This window comes from Bombilactobacillus mellifer, from assembly GCF_000970795.1.
Lineage (GTDB): Bacteria > Bacillota > Bacilli > Lactobacillales > Lactobacillaceae > Bombilactobacillus > Bombilactobacillus mellifer.
In genome coordinates this window covers 55267-74523 of the sequence record NZ_KQ034037.1, presented here as the reverse complement: position 1 = coordinate 74523, position 19257 = coordinate 55267, and the positions used below count along the sequence as shown (strand labels likewise).

At 31.2% G+C, this 19257-nt stretch carries 10 protein-coding genes; all 10 read left to right on the top strand.

Annotation, left to right across the window (positions count from 1 at the left end; translation table 11 throughout):
- Positions 1-46: 46 nt before the first annotated feature.
- On the top strand, positions 47-394 hold the full coding sequence (locus tag JG30_RS08325; RefSeq protein WP_046318097.1) for a hypothetical protein: 348 nt from the start codon (positions 47-49) through the stop codon (positions 392-394).
- A gap of 62 nt (positions 395-456) precedes the next feature.
- Positions 457-2616, top strand: a complete 2160-nt coding sequence (locus JG30_RS08320) for a toprim domain-containing protein (RefSeq protein ID WP_046318095.1) — start codon at positions 457-459, stop codon at positions 2614-2616.
- Between the two features lie 18 nt (positions 2617-2634).
- The gene (locus JG30_RS08315) at positions 2635-4893 is read left to right on the top strand and encodes a type IA DNA topoisomerase (protein WP_046318093.1); all 2259 of its coding nucleotides are present in this window, start codon (positions 2635-2637) and stop codon (positions 4891-4893) included.
- A gap of 9 nt (positions 4894-4902) precedes the next feature.
- Positions 4903-5274, top strand: a complete 372-nt coding sequence (locus tag JG30_RS08310; protein ID WP_046318092.1) for a hypothetical protein — start codon at positions 4903-4905, stop codon at positions 5272-5274.
- Positions 5264-5677 carry a hypothetical protein gene (locus JG30_RS08305; protein WP_046318090.1) on the top strand — a complete coding sequence of 138 codons (414 nt, stop codon included), beginning with the start codon at positions 5264-5266 and terminating at the stop codon, positions 5675-5677. Before JG30_RS08310 ends, JG30_RS08305 begins: the two co-directional genes overlap by 11 nt.
- An 8-nt stretch (positions 5678-5685) precedes the next feature.
- Entirely contained in the window at positions 5686-7638 is a 1953-nt protein-coding gene (locus JG30_RS08300) for an AAA family ATPase (protein WP_052725285.1), read from the top strand.
- 225 nt (positions 7639-7863) lie between these two features.
- Entirely contained in the window at positions 7864-8208 is a 345-nt protein-coding gene (locus JG30_RS08295; RefSeq protein ID WP_046318088.1) for a hypothetical protein, read from the top strand.
- 145 nt (positions 8209-8353) lie between these two features.
- A complete protein-coding gene (locus JG30_RS08290; protein WP_046318085.1) occupies positions 8354-11005 on the top strand; it encodes a hypothetical protein in 2652 nt (883 codons plus the stop codon).
- 28 nt (positions 11006-11033) lie between these two features.
- Entirely contained in the window at positions 11034-15401 is a 4368-nt protein-coding gene (locus JG30_RS08285; RefSeq protein ID WP_046318083.1) for a type IV secretory system conjugative DNA transfer family protein, read from the top strand.
- A gap of 88 nt (positions 15402-15489) precedes the next feature.
- Positions 15490-19062 carry a DUF8208 domain-containing protein gene (locus tag JG30_RS08280; protein ID WP_046318081.1) on the top strand — a complete coding sequence of 1191 codons (3573 nt, stop codon included), beginning with the start codon at positions 15490-15492 and terminating at the stop codon, positions 19060-19062.
- Positions 19063-19257: the final 195 nt, after the last annotated feature.

Genomic DNA, 19257 nt, shown 5'->3' with positions numbered 1-19257 from the left:
ATTAATTTGAAGTTTAGATATATATAAAAAGATTTGAGGAACAACAATGACTGACATTTTATCCAACAGGGTGAAGGCAAAATTAGAAAATGATAATAAAGACTTTACTCGTCTAGAAATTGAAAAAGCTATTAATATCTTAGAAACCGCGCAAAAGAAACTAAAAAAAGAAGAGCGCAGGCAAGCATTAACAAATTTATCGGAATCATACGATTTGAAAGAAGATGATGCCTTGATTAACGACTTCATTAATAACTTAGCTAAGCTAAATGCTGACAGTCGTAAGGAAATAATGCGGATTATAAAACTAAACAACACGTCCTCAAGCTCAAAGAACCAGGAAAAAATTATAAATTCAAAGAGCCAAGATAATAGCCAGCAACCATTAAAATAAATCGATCAATACTTATTTTTCAAGATTGTATGACTTCATACAATCTTTTTTTGGAGGTTTTTATGGAAAAAGAGCGTACAGCAATTCAGCATAATAACGAGAACCAATGGTTGGCCTTCAAAAATGCCATAAGGAGTGTTAATCCCCTTAACAAAACCTTTCCCGTTGAAATGAATAAACCTGTAAAGCCTAACCCCTCAAAATCAAGTGTCAATAAATTCACATTTTATGATAATTCAAAAAAATATAAAGATAGAAATGCTCAGCGGGTCATAAAATACCTCAATGAACAACACGGAATAGATCGTACGTTTATCGAATGCTTATTCAAAGAAGATTTAATACGTGGATACAGTGGTTACAGTTTTTGGGATAAAAAACAAAAAAAATATATCAAAGTGCCGCCTCATATTAAATTTATGCATAAGGTACCCAGAAGCATTTACTATGCACAAAAGAAAACTCGCCCCAGCCAAGAGAAAAACGTTGGTGATGATCAAATATATATTGATCCTAAAACAGGTACAAACACTAAAAATCCCCGATTTGGTTATGACGGCAAAATGATTGATCCTAAAGGAGCAAAAGATTACGGCTGGAATTTTAAAAGTGGAAATGGTCGTGACTATTTATTTGTATTTCAATCGCCAATTGATGCTATGAGTTACTACCAATTAAATAAAAAAGCATTATCTAAAGCAAATGCCACTTTCTTATCAATCAGCGGATCAATTTCAAAATTAAATACTATAGATAATTTTACTAAAGCACAATATTTAAGCGGTCCATCCCAATATAAAAGAGTTTTTCTTTGTCCAAATAAGGATGCAATGGGGCAAAGTATGATAACAAAATACTCTCAAATTATCGGAGTAGATAAATTAACATACGATCAGCAACTAAAAGATAAGAGAGTAGATAAAGACAATATAAAATTATACATTGAACAACCAGTTGTTAAGGGGAATGATAAATCATGGAATGACATTTTAAAAGGAATTCAAAGAGGAAAGTATTCATATCCTGCCCAGAATCCTGTTCCAAATAACTACACAAAACATTTAACTTTACATCAATTTGGTAGACAAATCGTTAGTACTCTCATGAATTCTCTATCAAAGGATTCCCAACAAAAATTAGAATTATTGATGTTCGACTACTCGGTCGTAACAAAAAATTTTTTAGGATCACATTCAGAACCTATCGTCGCTGCTAATCCTAGAATTCAATTAGCAAAGAAAGTAGCAACATCAATTTCCCGTAAAGACTTATCCAAAATAAATCAATTTATGGAGAAAGAAGGAGGAAAGTTCTTATTCCCTAAGGATTTATCTTATTATACTGGTTCAATTTCTGGAAAAAATGGGAACCGTACTTTACTGCTTAAACCAGTCATATTAAAGCAAATCAGTGCCCCATTTATAACTGCGAGAGACAAAACACAGTTAACATACTTCTTAAATCAACTAAGTAATGATGATAGTAAGCAAGGATTTTTTCATCAAATAAAAAACTATATGCCAATAATCAAATATCTTCGTAATCCACTAGATTTAGAATTAAAGAAGCAAGCAAGTAATGCATATACGGAAATTAAAAATGTCGATCAATATTTAGAAGATAAAAGTAATTCAAATACCCCACAAGCTGCTAGCTATAAACAGGACATTAAAAAAATAAAAAGGTTTACAAACAGGATCATACCTGAATATAGTGTAGGCTTTCGGCTGAGCAACTTTACTAGTTATAAATTCCGTCAAGTACTAGATAAATACCATCAAATAGAATTAGAAAATGCGCAGAAGATATATGATTTCATAGTAAATGTGAAGCCTCAGCTGGAAAAGGAATCATTTAGATTAGAGATTTTTCAGGCCGACAAATACGATTCCATGATTAATGATTATTTTAAAAATAATGGCCTGCAACTACCAAGTTCACAACAATTTAATAAGAATAGCAATCATAAGTATGAAAAAATTTCACTTTCTAGTTTAAAAAAAGTGGATGATAAAATCACAGATAATCCCTTTGAATTCAATTATGATGATCTTCTCGATAAAATCGCAATTCCCTATGACCCCAATTATGATGATAATGTTATAAAGGATCCTTACAAATATTTAGACAAATTAGAAGCAGAAAATAATAAAAAATTAAAAAAATTTAAAATAAATCGTCCATTTTGGGTCAATAGAAATAAAAAAGAAATGCACATGTAAAATCAATGGAGGCAAATAATGCTATTTATATTAGCCGAAAAAAGGGAGCAAGCAGGAGCTTATGCAAAGGCTCTTAAGGGCGACATAAGTAAAATCAATCCATATATATTAAGAGTGGACCACTCTAAAATTCTAAGCAATTTCGACGGTATTCTAATTGGATATTTGTCAGGCAATATTTACGAACCATTAGAACCCGAAGAATATGATTCTAAATTCAAAACATGGAGTCTTAACACACTACCTATTTTACCGGAGCAATTTAAATTTAGACTAAAAGACAATTATGAGGTTCTCAGGGAAAAATTAGTAAGTGCTATTAATCAATGTGATGATCTCATTTTAGCTACAGACGGTGACCGTGAAGGCGAAATTTTAGGGTATATATTTTTAAAGCAAAACAAACTAAGTAGTAAAGTTCATTTTCGTGTTTGGAGTAATTCATTATCTACAACAAATTTGCAAAAAGCCTTTCAAAATTTACATGATCCTAAAGAAACTTATGACCTGGCCATTGCCGGAGCATCTAGAATCATTGCCGATTGGCTACTGGGAATAAACTATAGTAGGCTAGCTACAATAAGACTACAAGAAAAAAAATATGATGGAAACTTTTCTGTGGGACGTGTTCAAACCCCCCTACTAAAAATCATCGCTAATAAAAGAAGTGAAAGAAAAAACTTTATAAAAAAAAGTTATTTGCGAGTCAAATTTATAGATTCAAACGGCCTGAATTTTTTAGGTGATAAAAAGAAAACCTTATTTTCGAAAGCAAATAAAATTAAAGCTGGACAGCTAATTCAAAACTTAGAATTAGAAAATCCAATCATCACTAGTGTGACTACAAGTACTATCAATAAGCCTGCAGCCAAATTAGTTAATACAGGAGACGTACAAGGGTATCTTGTCCAACATACTAATATAAGCTCTAAACAAGCCCTAAATGATGTCCTGGAGCCGTTATATAACAACTATAACGCCATAACTTATCCGCGGGTTGAGCCACGTTTGATTACTGTAGATGATTTTTTTACTTTAAGAAAAAATCTAAATTATTATATTCAGCTATATGAAAAAATAACTAATAGACAATTGCCTGATGTATTTCATCAACTTAATCCAAGGGAAAGGTTTGTGGACATTTCTGGTAAAAAACTATCCCTAGAAAGCCATACTGCGATTATTTTAGATAAACCTATTGCATATGAAATATATGAAGAGTTCTCTCCCAACTTAAAATTAGCCTATCTATATATCCTGGAAACAACTTTAGGAATGTTTGCTGATGATTTTCTTTATACCAACTTTGTTATCGAAATTCAAAACAAAGACATAACATTTACTTCAAATTTTAAACAACCAATAAAAAAATTATCATGGCAAGATATCAATATTCAGAAAGATAACCGTTCAAAAAAAGCCATGGATCCTAAAGAGTCAATCAATTTTGATCTTAAACAATATACGATTTCTAAAGAAATAACAGGTAGATATGAATTATATACAGAAAACAATAAACCTAGTACTCCAATAACTGAAGCCAACTTAATAAAAACAGTAATGCCTAAATATAATTTAGGCACTCAAGCAACACGAGCAGAAATAATTCAATCTTTATTAGACAGAAAATTAATTAAAGCAGCCACTAAAGATAATAGGGATATTAATTTAGTTAAAAGAGAATATTTTCCTACAGAGAAAGGGATTGTACTGTTGCAAGAAATGAGTCAAAGCAACTTATTAAATCTTGCTCAAACCAATTTTTGGGAAAATTCTTTGACTAACATTGCCAAGGGAGAAAGTAAGTCTCAAGAATTTTTAAATACTATAAAACAAACAATAATTGAAGAAGTCAAAAAGTTACCCTCCAATGACAACTCGGTACCAATTAATCCGAAGTATAAAGAAAATAACAATTTGGTAAAAACCAATACAAATATTAATTGCCCAAAATGTCGAAAAGACTATTTGTACGAAATTTCTCTAGATCAAACAAAAATGAATACCGGCAATACTATTCATTACAATTTTTACAGTTGTGGTTCCAGAAAATGTGATTTTAAAGTATCAAAAAACATTTGTAATGTTGAATTAAATAATAATTTGCTTAGTCAAATTATAAATGGAACTATGAATTACCATCAATTTACCAACAAAAAGGGAAAAACTTTCAATGCGAAGTTAATATACAGTCAAGGAAAAATCAGATTTGAATTTTTAAACAACTATAAAAAACATACAAAACATACAAAACATATAAAAATAAAAAAATATTAAGGTGGGATTATGGATCATAAAGACAAATATATATTCAGAGGAATACTAACCAATTTTTTAAAAGATTACTTTTCTTATAAGTTTTCCTACTTTCCTTCTCCTTACTATTTAAACTTAAAAAATATTGAATCTTTAAAAAATAATAAAGATTTTAAAAAAGTGATATTATTTGCAATGATTTTCCAAACTAAGCAACAACGGCTTGTAACCTTTATTGATTTTGAACACTATTTCGTATTACTAAACAAGTTAAGTAAGTTAAATCTAAATAAAAAAGATTTGCGAAAAGGTTCAATTTGTACAGGCAGTTATTCAATCAACAAAAACAATATTTTATTACTAGAAGAAATTACCAGTGTGAGGACTACCGATGAACAATGAAGAACTTATAGCCACCAATAACAGTGAAAAAAGAAATGACGTACCTTTAGAAAAGGATAAAGGCAGTAATATTAACAAAATCGAATTACCATCAAATAAGTATGTTGATAAAATTAATCAATTTTATAAAAAATTACCAAAAGACAATCTATTATCGCCACAGGATTTATCTATTGAGATAAACAATATGGACAAAAGTCATTTTTGGAATGAATTTACTCAAGAAATGCATAGGAAAACATTGTTTGATTGCAGTAGCTTATTAGCCAAGATTCTGTCACCCAACGCTTTACAAAGGGCAACCACATTCCAAAATATTTATACTGATGATTTTGATACTAAATCAACTCAATCCGATTCAGAGAGTAGAGACAAGATTCAAGATGAAAAATTTGATTTCTAGGCTAAGATATGAAAACACCTTACTTAAACTATTTTTGCGAGAACTTAAATAACTATGTAAAAACATATAAACATCAAAACGCTATCAGTCGTAAAGAGGAATTAAGCACCCTAATTCAAACACTATTACATGTACAAAAAAACACACCGATGATTATTGGTGAAGCAGGTGTAGGTAAAACTGATTTAGTTGAGGGTTTAGCGCAGATGATCAATAACAACTCTGTGCCACCATTATTGACCAACTACACTATTTTTTCTCTTCAAGTAGGCCTGCTAGATCAAAAGATGTCAGATGACTCTGAAGATACACAGTTAGGATATTTCAACTATAATTTAGAGCAAATATTAAAGGAGTGTAAACAAAACAACGATAGAATCATATTATTTATAGATGAGTTTCACACTTTAATGGGAGCGAATAGGCATGGAGGTATGGACGGTAGCCAATTGCTCAAGCCATCATTAGCAAGAGGCGAATTGCACTTAATAGGAGCAACCACATTTGATGAGTTTTATGAGTATGTAGAACCTGATAGAGCCCTTCAGCGCCGTTTAGATATTATTAATTTAGCAGAGCCATCAAAAAAGCAGACTTTGACAATATTAAAAAATAATTTAACAACGTACTACAATCACTATAATAATATCCAATGTGATGACGGAATTTTACAACTTTGTATTGACTTATCAATTAGGTATTTGACCGACCGTTTTTTACCTGATAAAGCATTTGATATATTGGATGCAGCTTTTGCTGAGGCATACATTAACAATCATAATCAAATTCAAGAACTAGACGTTGAAACAGCAATATATCGTAAAACAGGTATTCCTTTACAAAACATTGCCAATTCATTGCAACCCCAAATAGCTGATCTTGAACAGCAGCTTCATAAAAATATTCTTGGCCAGAATGAAGCCATATCACAGATCGTAAAATCTATAGATATGTTCTTTGCCGGCTTAAACGATGCTAGTAAACCGAAAGATGTATTTTTATTTTTAGGAACCACAGGAGTCGGCAAAACCGAAGTCGCCAAAACCTTGGCCAAAATACTATTTGGAGCTGAGGACAATATGGTGAGGTTTGATATGGGAGAATATACCGATAAAACTGCAGTAAATAAATTAATGGGTGAACATGGACAACAAGGACTATTAACTGCAGCCATTAGAAGAAGGCCTTACTGTATACTGCTACTAGATGAAATTGAAAAGGCTGATTCTGCGGTTTGGGATTTATTACTTTCCATCATAGATGATGGTGAAATTAAAGACAGCCGAGGTAGACTGGTTGATTTCACCAATTCCATAATCATAATGACTAGCAATTTAGCTTCCGAAACAATCAAGAATAAAAACGCATGGGAACGTGGTTCTAGTGATTCTCCTGAAGAAAAAAAATATAGAGAAACCTTATTCAGAAGAATGGTTAATAATGATTTAAAAACAGTTTTTAGACCTGAATTTGTAAATCGTATACCCAACAAAGTAATATTCAACGTTTTAGGTAAGAAGGAAATTGTACAGATATCCAAAAAGTATATTTTTAAATTAATAGACAGGCTTAAAAAACAGGGTATCGACTTTACCATAAGTTTTGACGCGCTCGATTATTTAACTGATTTAGGGACGGACGTTGATAACGGGGCACGCCCCTTACAACACGTACTAGATGAAGAAGTAACTGGTTATATTGCCAAACAAATTGTATCTAACAAAAATGAATTCCAAAAAGTTAAAACCGTTGAATTAACAGTCTCCGGATCTAGGCCTTTTAAAACTGAGGACGAAAGTGATCTATATGGAACTCGGAGCTTTAAGTTCAGTGCTCGTTTGACCAATTTATCTCCTACCGAAATCGTAAATAGAGAACGACTTTTTGATGAAGCATCAATACAAAAGATGCTTCAAAAACATGTAGATAAACCAAAAATAGAATTAAATATAAAAAAATAAATATATGCAAAGAATGTTGACAAATCAGCATTCTTTTCTTTTTTATACATATAAAAAAATCGAAAAATGTTTTTTCCACTTTACTAACCAGAAATTAATGCTAATCTAAGCTTGATATTAGTCATACAAAAGTACTGAATCTTGCTTAAGACCAACACTTAAGTGAAATCAATCAACTTTTCAAAAAGATTAATGATCAAATAATATATAAGGAGGTTTGCAATCATGTCCAAGTTAATGTTACTAGGAATCAACAAGTTATTTACATTAGCAGTAAGCAATCCATTTGACGTTATAAGAAACGTTTTGGCCAGCTATAAGAGCCCGATTCAAAGCGCACTTTATACGGCGGCATTCGTAGTTTTTGCAGGTTGCTTAATAGCGTATATCTTTGGTTCAGCGCAGCTAAAGGCTAAAATGCGTTCACATATTATTGGCATCATTTTTTGCGTCATTTTATGTGTGGCAACAGGTTATATTGTCGACTTGGCAAAGGACACAGGGAGTCATTTTCAAACTATCCTCCCTCTAATTCAAAACATTATTCCCGGTGTCCATTTCTTCTTGTAAAGCGTCTAGCATACTAATAATTATCATTTTCGGTGTCTCTTACTTAAAGAGGCGCTTTTTTATATATATATAAACTGTGATATAATTTTGATATCAAAAAGACAATAAAATTACAATATTAAGTGCTCAAAGAGGTGTTTAAGGAGTGTCAATTTTATCCAGAATTAATACAAAAAATAATAGAAATGCAATTATTGATACAACAGCTATGTGCGAATTATATTCAGAAACCCCTGAAACCAATAATTATTTAGATAAAGCCTACAAAACATGGATAGAAACAGGAAAAAATAGCAACTACAGTCAGTTAGTTCAAGTGAAAAAACAACGGCAATGGTACTTTTCTGCATATGCTTTAAGTCAATTTGGCCAATTTTATAAACAGTTAATATTGCACAATGAAGATAATGCACCTGAGTCAGCTTATAATCCCATCAAAGTAGACATAACAATCCATATTAATAAATTCAAATTTGATAAACAAAATCAACCAGTATTTATCAATAACCGTCCCTTTTTAGAAAATGAATATATAGTAAAGCATTTTACTGATGTTGAATTAAATAAAGAATTTAGCAATTCCACGTACTTACTCAATAAATTAATCTTTTTTGGTTACAAAAATGAAGAATTTGAAGCTATTAAGGATTTACAAAAAGAATATGATCTGAATTGTGAAATTTCTAATATTATCGAAGAAGATTTTCTAGACCAAAGTTCATTATCTAAAAGTAACATAGCAACACAACCATCATTTATAGAATTTCAAAATCAAAATTCTCACTCCATCATTATCCCTGCTTTTTCAAACACAATGAATCAGTCTGCAACAAAAAGTATAAAAAAGGTTGATAATAGTCAAAATAATCTAGATAAAGCAAAAAAGAGCATTAAAGAAACAGTTGATAAAAAGACATCCACCACTTCTAATAATTTAAAAGTCGAGGAAGCTAGCCCATCAATCCAGCAGGCGAAATCAAAGGATATAAGCCCCGTTTCAAACAATCCTTCTGAATATCTAGAAAAACAAATTCGTGAAATGCTCCAATCTAAAGAAATCAAAGCACTCATGTCAGAGATATTGCCCAAATGGAAAAACTTTGATTACAATCCTATCGCTACTGAATCAACAATCTTAGAAGAAGCCGTTCAATCAACGGATTTTGACAATCAAATATACTTTCTAGAAAAATCGAATGATTTTAAAGAAGCTGCCAATCACTTAATTAGTAATAAAGAAAATGAGCTTAGATTAGCAATCGCCAAAAATATTGAAAATATTCTGATAGATTCTATAAAAAACAAAATACAACAGACTCAAAACATTGAAGAACAGTTCAAAAACGATGAAGAATTGATAAAAAGAAGCAAGGCTTATTATAAAAAACACCTTGATAAAGCCAAACAAAATTTGGCTAAAAGTCAGAAAATAGAAATTCAAAAAGTCCAGGAACGACTAACTAAAGAGTATGAATCAAAGTTAAAAACTCATATTGCCGAAATAAATTCTAAATTTCAAAATCAAGAAATAATCTTAGAAGAAAAAATCAATGCTCAGACCGAGTTAATACTCAATGATAGTAGAGACAAAAGAAATGCTGAATTAAACAATACTTTGAAAAATATAAATAAAAAAATAGATCTAGAATTGCCCGTTGTAATTAGAAATAATCTTATCGATTGTTTCCATGTTTTTATAACGGAAGGTGACAACCTCTATAAGCAGCTTTATGGAATGCTAGAAAAAAATCAAAATAACTGGCGTACTGAAACATCGAACCTTGTAAAAAAGCAAACTGAATTTAACAAGTCTCAAAAAGATCTGATCTTGGCTAAACAAATTACTCCAAAGAATACAAAAGGAGAAATATCTAAATCAGAACATATAATCCAGCAACAAACTAAAACAATTGATGAATTAACAAAACAGCAACAAACAAATCAAGAAAAAATTGTTCAGCTAAACAATGATCGAATGCATATATTAAACCAGTATAGTACAGCACAGAATCAAAAAATGAGCATAGAAAAAGAACTAAATACTATAAAAAGTAACTGGGAGCAAGAAAAAATTAAAGTTACTAACAAAGATAAAACTATCAAGGAGCTAAATACAAAACTTAGTTCCTTCCAGCAGTTACAGCAAGAAAAAAATGAGATGAGCCAAAATAATAAAGAGTTGGAAGATGCGAAAACCCAACATATTAAAGAATTGAGTGAGAAAGACAAGATTATCAAGGAGTTAAATACCAAAATTAGCTCTTTACAAAAGATACAGGAAGAAAAAAACCAAATTGCTCAAAACAACAAAGAGTTAAAAGATACGGGCATAAAGCACATTGATGAACTTAATCAGAAAGATAAAGTCATTAAGGATTTAAATTTCAAAATCAATTCTTTACAAAAGGAACAACAAGAAAAAGACCAAATTACACAAAACAATAAAGAGTTAAAAGAAGTCAATGAAAAAAATATTCAAGAACTTAAGGACAAAGAACATATAATTCAAAAACTAAATAAACAACTGGAAGAAATTCAGCATAATTCAACGGCATTGAGCCAAAATGATGCTAATTCTACTAATAGTTCCCAAGTTAGCACATCAGCCGACAAAGTACATTTGACACCACTAAACATTCAAGAACAGCAGTTACTAAGCGCTACAGATAAAATAATAAAAATGCGGAATCAGGACTTACAAAAACAAAAAGAACATGAACAACAACTCATAAAAATTAGTGAAGAAGAAAAAAATAATCAAACCAGTAAAAAAGTAAGATTGCCTTGGCTGAAATAATTATTATGACAAAAAGGAAGTACAACTATTGAAAAAAATTTGGGGCAAACAAAGTGAAGATAAAACTTTAAATGAAAAAGGGTATAACATTTTCCATCTAGGTTATAATGCATCACACCTTGTCTTAATCTTTGGAACCATATTAGCCTACATGTGTGCTACTTTAGTTTGTAATTTAGTACAAGTACTCATAGTTATACTTTTGGATCCTAATGTCGGCGTCTTATCTTCAAATCATAAAAGTTTTATTGATTTTGTTAAAAACAATATCCTTTGTATTAATTCATTAATTATCAATGCACAAACTCTTAGTCACTTACAATTTGGCTCGGTAAATTTTTTTATTAGACATGGTAAATTAATTAGCCAATTTCTACATGTAATTTTCTTTATAGTAGCTGAAATTCCAGTATTTCAGTACTTTATGAAGCTGTATACCAAATCTAGAAACCTCAATAATAATGAATACGGCTCTGATAGAATTGCTACAAGTAAAGAAATTAAAAATGAAACCTATAAAATCCCTGACCGCTATTTTGAATTTCATAATTCCCCCAATCCAATAATCATGCATGAATTTAACTGGAAAGGGAAACTCAATAAAACCATTAAAACTCAAACGCAGAATATACAAAATCTATTAAATATTAAATATTCCGAAATACAAAGATTTGAATTTATAGCTAAAATTATATTATTTACCTTAATAATTGGGCTTTTATTAGGTACTCTCATTGATCTTAATAAACCATATACCTTAATTCCTTGGTTTTCGCCACTGCGATTTTTACACTTTCTGTGGTCAGTTATCATCGACCTATTTATCCTATTTAAGCTGTTATTCAGGCTGTTAAAAGTTCTACAAAGAGAAATATTTGCTGCACCATTATATTTATCTACACCCTTGGTTTTATCAGAAATATTTGGCGTAGGTTATATTTTATTTAAGCTATTCCCAGTAATTAGACAAAAAATCAAGCATAGTATGTTAATAGAATATGTTAAACAAAAGAAAAAAAGCTCCACAAAAGAATTTGAGGAGCCGCAAGCTTCAATCATTTCAACTGAAAGTAATAGTTCTTATTTGAACGAAATAAAGGGTAGAGAAAAAAAGTATTTGGGCGAAGCATCCATTGGACATACAATGCAGGCAATCTATGCACACCCTTTGCTAAGTGCCAAACTTGTAGGATTGGAAATGTTGAAAAAATCCATCCCTATTGAACAAGGAATTACTGGCTACTACTATTTGTCTTTACAAATGCAGAATGTATTACTGTACGGAATTACTCGTTCTGGTAAAGGACAGATGATCATTAATGTTCAAAACGACATAAATTCCAGAGCAGAAAATAAATTCAAGCCTAATATGATTGTAAATGACTCTAAAAATGAGTTATCTGCTGGCACATATTTAACTCTTCGAAAAAGAGGATATAATGTGCTAATTCTCAATATTCAAAACACTATGCATTCAATGTCCTATAACCCACTACAATTAGTGATTGAATATGCAAAAATAGGTGATATTAGTCGCGCATCTCGTGAGTGTTCGCAACTATCTTATACTATCTATGATCCAGATTCCCAGGGAAAAAATAAGTATTTTTATACATCTGCAGCATCTTTATTTGATGCAATAGTATTTAGTCTGCTAGCTTATGCTAACGGTCAATATTATGCAGATTTACATCCTGAATTAGCAATTAACACAACTGACCAGGATAAATTATATGCAAATCATGATGCTTGGAATCGAATCACAATTACGAATGTTTTACAAAGCACTCTACAATTGGGCGGGGAAGATGCTACAAAAGATACGACAAAAGAAGCATCAAACAGACTAATAATTTATTTTCAACATTTAGAAGCTAAACTTCAAGAACTAAGAAATAAATATGCAAAAGACTCAACTAAATTAGACTACATTGAACAAAATCAATTAGCTATTTTAAATCAGGCCACTCAAAAATTTCAGCAATCTAAAATGGCAGGAAAAGAAACTTCCGGAAATATTTATAGTACTTTTATCGAAAAGCTAAGAATATACCAGGAACCAGAAGTAGCTAAAATGACTTCTATGAATAGTATTAATTTAGAATTATTAGGTTTCGATCATATTATTTCCGTACAGTTCAACAGAGCTTTTAAGGTACAATATTTAACTACTGAAATTCATTTATCACAAATGAATAAGCCTAATTTGATGAATCCAGAAATATTTGAGAAATCTAATATTCAGCTTTCGGAAATAGGAATGGCCAAAATTCCGATTGAAAAATCTATTCCGCAAGAAAACTTTTTTATTGTTTTTAAAATTCATGATGAGCGTTCATTTCAAACTTACAAATGGATTATTCAGTGCAAGAAATCCTATTATACAGCTGAAGAAGTCCAACATCTTAAATCCGATTATCATAAAGCCCCAATAGTTTCAGAAATGGATGTAACTTCTGATGGCAAAGTCATTGATCATTTTAGTCATAAACCAGTACTAAAGAAAATTGACACTGAAATTATAAAACAACCTAATCCAACGGAATTTTCGGAAGAAAATATTGGAGAGATAAAGGAATTAAATAGCTTAGCTTATAAAAATAAAGACAATAATTATCCCGAATTATTAATTCAAGATCAATTTAACTTTTTATATGATGAACGACCAACCGCTTTATTTTTAATAACACCAGAACAGAACAAAGAACTCAATCAGCTAGCAACTTTCATAATCAATCAATGCTTTAACGTATTGTCTGACCTAGCATCTAGCTATACTAAAAAAAGACATATACAGCGTCCTTTGCAATTTATCCTAGATGAGCTTGGTCAATTACCTCCTATTCCGGATTTAGATCAAAAGCTATCCATTGGATTATCTAGATGGATTTCTTTTTTAATCGTTTTTCAAGATAAAGAACAATTACATTCAATATATGGTGATGCGAAAGCCAAAATTATAATTGCCAATTGTGGAATGACGGATTATATATTGTCTAAATCAGAAGAGACGCTCAAAGAAATTTCTAACGGTTTTGGTGAGAGAACAGTAACAGTTACAACCAAAAATCACGATCCTACAAAGATCTCATCTACTAACTATAATGACAATGAAATTTCTCAAAAAGTTATGCCCACATCCCGGTTGAGACATTTTTTACCTGGAGAAATTGCAATCTTGAGAACAACTGATCGAGCAAAGTTGTCCGGTGCAAGCACCGAACCATTGCCTGTATTTGATAGTGGCAAATTTATATTACCTTATTCTTGGTGGTTTTTAAGCGCATCCTTTGCAGATAACATTTCTTTGAATAGCATACCTGTACTAACACCTCATAAATACTTTAATATTGAGGACAATAGCATTCCTTTTGAAAGAATTTATGAACAGCTAGAAAAAAATAATCCAATGGATGACACTCTGACAACTAAAATAGCATCCCGAATACTGCAAGAAATTACAAATTCTAACTTAGACCCAATATATATTGAAATATTTCAAACTAAATTAAATAGCATTTTTAATGAATATACTAAAGATGAATCTATAAATATTATTGAGCCTTTGTTAGAACTGGAAAAACAAGTGAAATCCTATGAACCCATTGAAAAGCTAGATCATATATTGCAGGTAGAATCATTAATTAGCGATGTTTTAAGGGAAAACGACTTTGGCCAGAATCTACAGATTTTCCAAATTGATAAATCTGAGAAATTCAAGCCTATTGCCCATTTAATGGCTTTTATTGAGAACAAAACTACTCAGGTTTTACAAGAAAAAAATGATGCTGAAGATCAAAGAGAGTTCGAAAAAGATAACTTAACTGCAACCATCATTAATGACTTACAATCCCAAGATTCTATCGATAAGGATGAAGTCAAAAAGTATAATGCAATAATAGTTTTAAATACACTATTTATAAATTATTTTACAAACTCTAAAATTTTATCTCAGACTGTTGATGATTGGGTATTAACAGAAAAAGGCAAAGCACTTTTTCAAAATGATCTATACAATAAAATTAAAGCTAATTTAGATGATCTTAAAATTAAAAATACGTCTCCAAATCAAATTTCATATTCGCAAGCATTATTATATATATTCAAACCCTTCCAATACTATTTTAATCTGTCAAATGATGAATCCAAAGATGTTGAGTTTGATTCGCAATTTAAAAATTCCATTGGAATTATAGTTTTAAATCGCATATTCAATAAAGAATTGATAAATAGCCTTATTCGAGGCCAAAATGCTAATGTATGCAGTTATTTATTAGTAATGTTAAATCTGATAGACAAAATATTGAATCCAGTGTTAAAACAACAACAAGATTATGGCTCAGACAGCCTAGAAAGTTTAATAACTAAGTTGAGCTTATTTAGTTCTGAACTATAGTCCCAAATAGCAAATATAAAGTGAATTCTGGGTTTTATGTATATATAATAAATATTAGTAATATAGTAATTGAATGGGGGCATTCACAGTGTTTAGTTATAAAGTTTTTTTCTCCTTAAAAAGCCTTTTAATGCTTCTAGTAACAATTCCAAATAATATTGCAGAATCAAAAAGTGGTGGCATACCACTAGTGAACAATTTTATTTCAGTTGCATATTCGGGCGGAGGAACTAACAGATCTATTATCGATTTTTATGTTAGATTCGATAACTATCTATCGATCACCTCTCCCTTGTATAATCCGTTAAGATGGATAGTAGCAGCGATCGGTAAGTTTTTTTATACAGTAAACAATGCACTAGAGTTTTTTTACGTAAAATTATTTTCTCTTTTCAATTTAAATGGTTCTAGATATCAAAACACTCAAATACATGACTGGTATACATGGTCGCAGTCTATTGGATTTACAGTTTTCATCATAACATTCTTAATTTTTTTATTTGGCACAATCTTTTTGGCTGATTCTAATGAGTTCAACCGTATCAAACACGTTATTTATAATTTTGCACTGGGATCCTTTTTTGTTTTTGCTCTGCCAGCAGCTACCAATTATCTCGCCTCTGGTATGGAACAATTTGCCAATAATGCCCTAAATGTAAGTAATACAAGTAGTCAAATCGATAAATTATCAGATGATATTTTTTATTCCAACGTATATTCGCTATCTCATCGTTTGCTTAGCAAAAGTCCTGGAGACAAAGTATCACTCAATGATAAAAGCTATTTATCCGATAAGAAACCATTTTTGAAAAATAGCGTCATTGGACAAAGCATTAATACCACCCCAATTACAATTAATCTAGAAGCCATGTCCCCTAAAGAACAAAATCTATGGAATGGATTACGCTCCACAACTGTCAATTCTTTTTTAAATTCATATGGGACTTCCGATGTAATTTTGTCAAAAGACAGATTGGATCAATTACAAGAATTATATAAAACTACACACGAACAAAAAGATAAGAAAAATAGTAAAGGTGCAGTTGATGATGTTCAAAATACTGTGAATAATAAAATTCAAGATATCAAAGGGCTATTTGGACAATCTGACAAAGATAAATTCGGCGATATTTTTAAGTATTATATAAGTGGCGTAGGAGATACGGCTTTTTTAACTCAATTTTCTCAATTTAAAAATGGCGTACACATTTTACCAAAAAGCGTATACAACTGTTATGCCGTTTATAAAGTCAACTGGTTTAATATCATATTAGGTTTGGCAACAATTTTTATTGTGTTAGTCGGTTTTATAATCAAGTTAATCACCAATTTATATAAAGCTATTGTCATGTATGCTACTGCGGCGCTAAATATCGATGCACATACTACGCAAGGCGAAAAGGTTAAGAACTACATCAGAAATTATTTTGGCCTGTTTGAATTGATGGTTATAGATGTGGTCATGTTGCGCTTATGGTTTGTTGCATATCACATATTGAATGGATTTATCCTCAATGTTCTATATCATAATCCTGTTTCTTATTCTTCGGGTTCACTAATATTGACTAACCCTCTAACAGTTGGTGTATTAAGATTTATTGTCGATTTAGCACTTTTTTACGGCGCTATGCAAGGTGTTGACAGTGTAAGCAATATTATCGGTCAACCTACGGGCAATACTCAAGGTATATTAACATCATTACTAGCCATGAGAACTTTTGGAGGGGGTATTGGCACTATAAGTAACGGTACCCAGAAAGTCATGGGATCGGTTACTAATGCTGCTAAAAAGGGTATTAATAAGAATAGAAAAAAACCAACTTTAAATGATTTTAATAATGATGGTGTTGGAAAACCTAAAAGTAAAACCCAAAATAAATCCTCTGAAGAACAAAATTCAGATAAACAAGGCAAAGAAAACAATTCTAACAATAACCTTAAAGATGCAGAAGAACTGAATAAGGCTGATACAGATACTTCTACTATCAATCGCTTAGGTCAAACTGTAGGACGCGTTGCAGGTTTTACAGCTGTAACTAGCCAAGCTGGCGTGCGGGGAATAACTAAGGGTATTAATAAAGCAGGAGATACTGTTAAGCATGGATTCGATATGATTAAGGATGGTAAGCTACAAGAAGGATCTAAAAAACTATTAAAGAATATCCAAAGTGCACCGAGAGCAGTTAAAAATAAAGTAGCTTCAGGCATTCAAAATGGTACTAAAGATTTTCAAAATGGAGTTTATAAAGGTTATGCTTCTCAAGCTCATAAATACAATCCCAATACGGTTAATCATAAGAGTTCATCAAATGCAAATAGTACAAATGATGTTGCATCTAAAGATCTGAATTTAAAAGAAAATGATGATAACATTCCAAATGAACAAAACAATGATGATGGAAGTATAGACCAGGAAAAAACTAATAAAAATAAAGTAAATAGTAGCCCTAATAACTCCGCAAATAAATCATCATCACAAAGCAACTTTAACGTCAATAGTACTGATGAAATGAAACGCCCAGGTTCAAAAATTTCGAACGATAAAATATCAGAAGGATACCCATCTGATAATAATGCTAAAACAAATAACGATAATGTCCCGACTACCAATAGTCAAAGTAATGGATCTAATACAGTAAAGGAGACATCTTCAAAGTTTGTAAAGAATCCTAACAGGAATATTGGGCATCAAAATTCCAATAATAAAAACGTACGGTCTATTAATTCTGGTGATAAAGCCTCATATAGTAAGCCTACTGCTCAATCTTCCAATATTCCAAAATCCAATGAAACTAATAATAATAACGTTAGGAAGCACTCTCCAAATCACAATATAACATCAGTGACAGATGACCAAAATGGTTCTCAATATAATATTCAAAATACAAATAATTCAGAACCTTTTAAATCCGGTCAAAATATTAATAATAACTCGATTAACAATCCTTCTACCCCTACTGTTAACAAAGTGGAGGATGGTACTGGGAGCATTCCATACAATAATCCTGTTGCAGGAACCTCTGAAGCCCCAGAACCTGGTAAAAGCTTCAAGAATGAGATGGAGCTGGACTCTCCGGCAAGTCAAACTATAAAACCTACGGAAGATGGAAATGGTGGCACCCAGTATAACATTTCAACCACAACCCGTTCAGAGCCTTTGCAATCTGGCCAAAATAGTAGTATTAGTTCGACACAACATTCCTCAACCTCTACTGTCAACACAGCGGAGGATGGTACTGGGAGCGTTCCATACAATAATCCTGTTGCAGGAGCCTCTGAAGCCCCAGAACCTGGTGAAAGCTTCAAGAATGAGGTGGAGCTGGACTCTCCGGCAAGTCAAACTATAAAACCTACGGAAGATGGAAATGGTGGCACCCAATATAACATTTCAACCACAACCCGTTCAGAGTCTTTGCAATCTGGCCAAAATAGTAGTATTAGTTCGACACAACATTCCTCAACCTCTACTGTCAACACAGCGGAGGATGGTACTAAGAATGTTCCTTACAAGAACCCTGTTACAAAAAATATCGATCCCTTAAAACCTAGTGAAGGTATCAATCACAATAAAAATAATTCAAGCTCTAAGTTAAACAATGGAAATAATGGAAACGGCAATAATTTGCGTGATAGTCAAGATTCTAATAAACCTTTGAAATAGTAAAAAAGAGTTCCGGTTTTATCATCTTTTTTATATTAATATATATTCTGCTGCTATATAATTTTTATAAATATAGCAGCTCTTTTTTTTGGTATAAATATATTTTCAGTATAAACAGGCATGTAAACATCAGTTATTGATGCAAAAAAGATATATAATTTGTATGTTAAGATATATATATAAAATATTAAGAAA

Coding starts and splice junctions, on each gene's coding strand:
- JG30_RS08325 (WP_046318097.1), top strand. CDS start 47: ATGACTGACATTTTATCCAACAGGGTGAAGGCAAAATTAGAAAATGAT.
- JG30_RS08320 (WP_046318095.1), top strand. CDS start 457: ATGGAAAAAGAGCGTACAGCAATTCAGCATAATAACGAGAACCAATGG.
- JG30_RS08300 (WP_052725285.1), top strand. CDS start 5,686: ATGAAAACACCTTACTTAAACTATTTTTGCGAGAACTTAAATAACTAT.
- JG30_RS08310 (WP_046318092.1), top strand. CDS start 4,903: ATGGATCATAAAGACAAATATATATTCAGAGGAATACTAACCAATTTT.
- JG30_RS08315 (WP_046318093.1), top strand. CDS start 2,635: ATGCTATTTATATTAGCCGAAAAAAGGGAGCAAGCAGGAGCTTATGCA.
- JG30_RS08305 (WP_046318090.1), top strand. CDS start 5,264: ATGAACAATGAAGAACTTATAGCCACCAATAACAGTGAAAAAAGAAAT.
- JG30_RS08295 (WP_046318088.1), top strand. CDS start 7,864: ATGTCCAAGTTAATGTTACTAGGAATCAACAAGTTATTTACATTAGCA.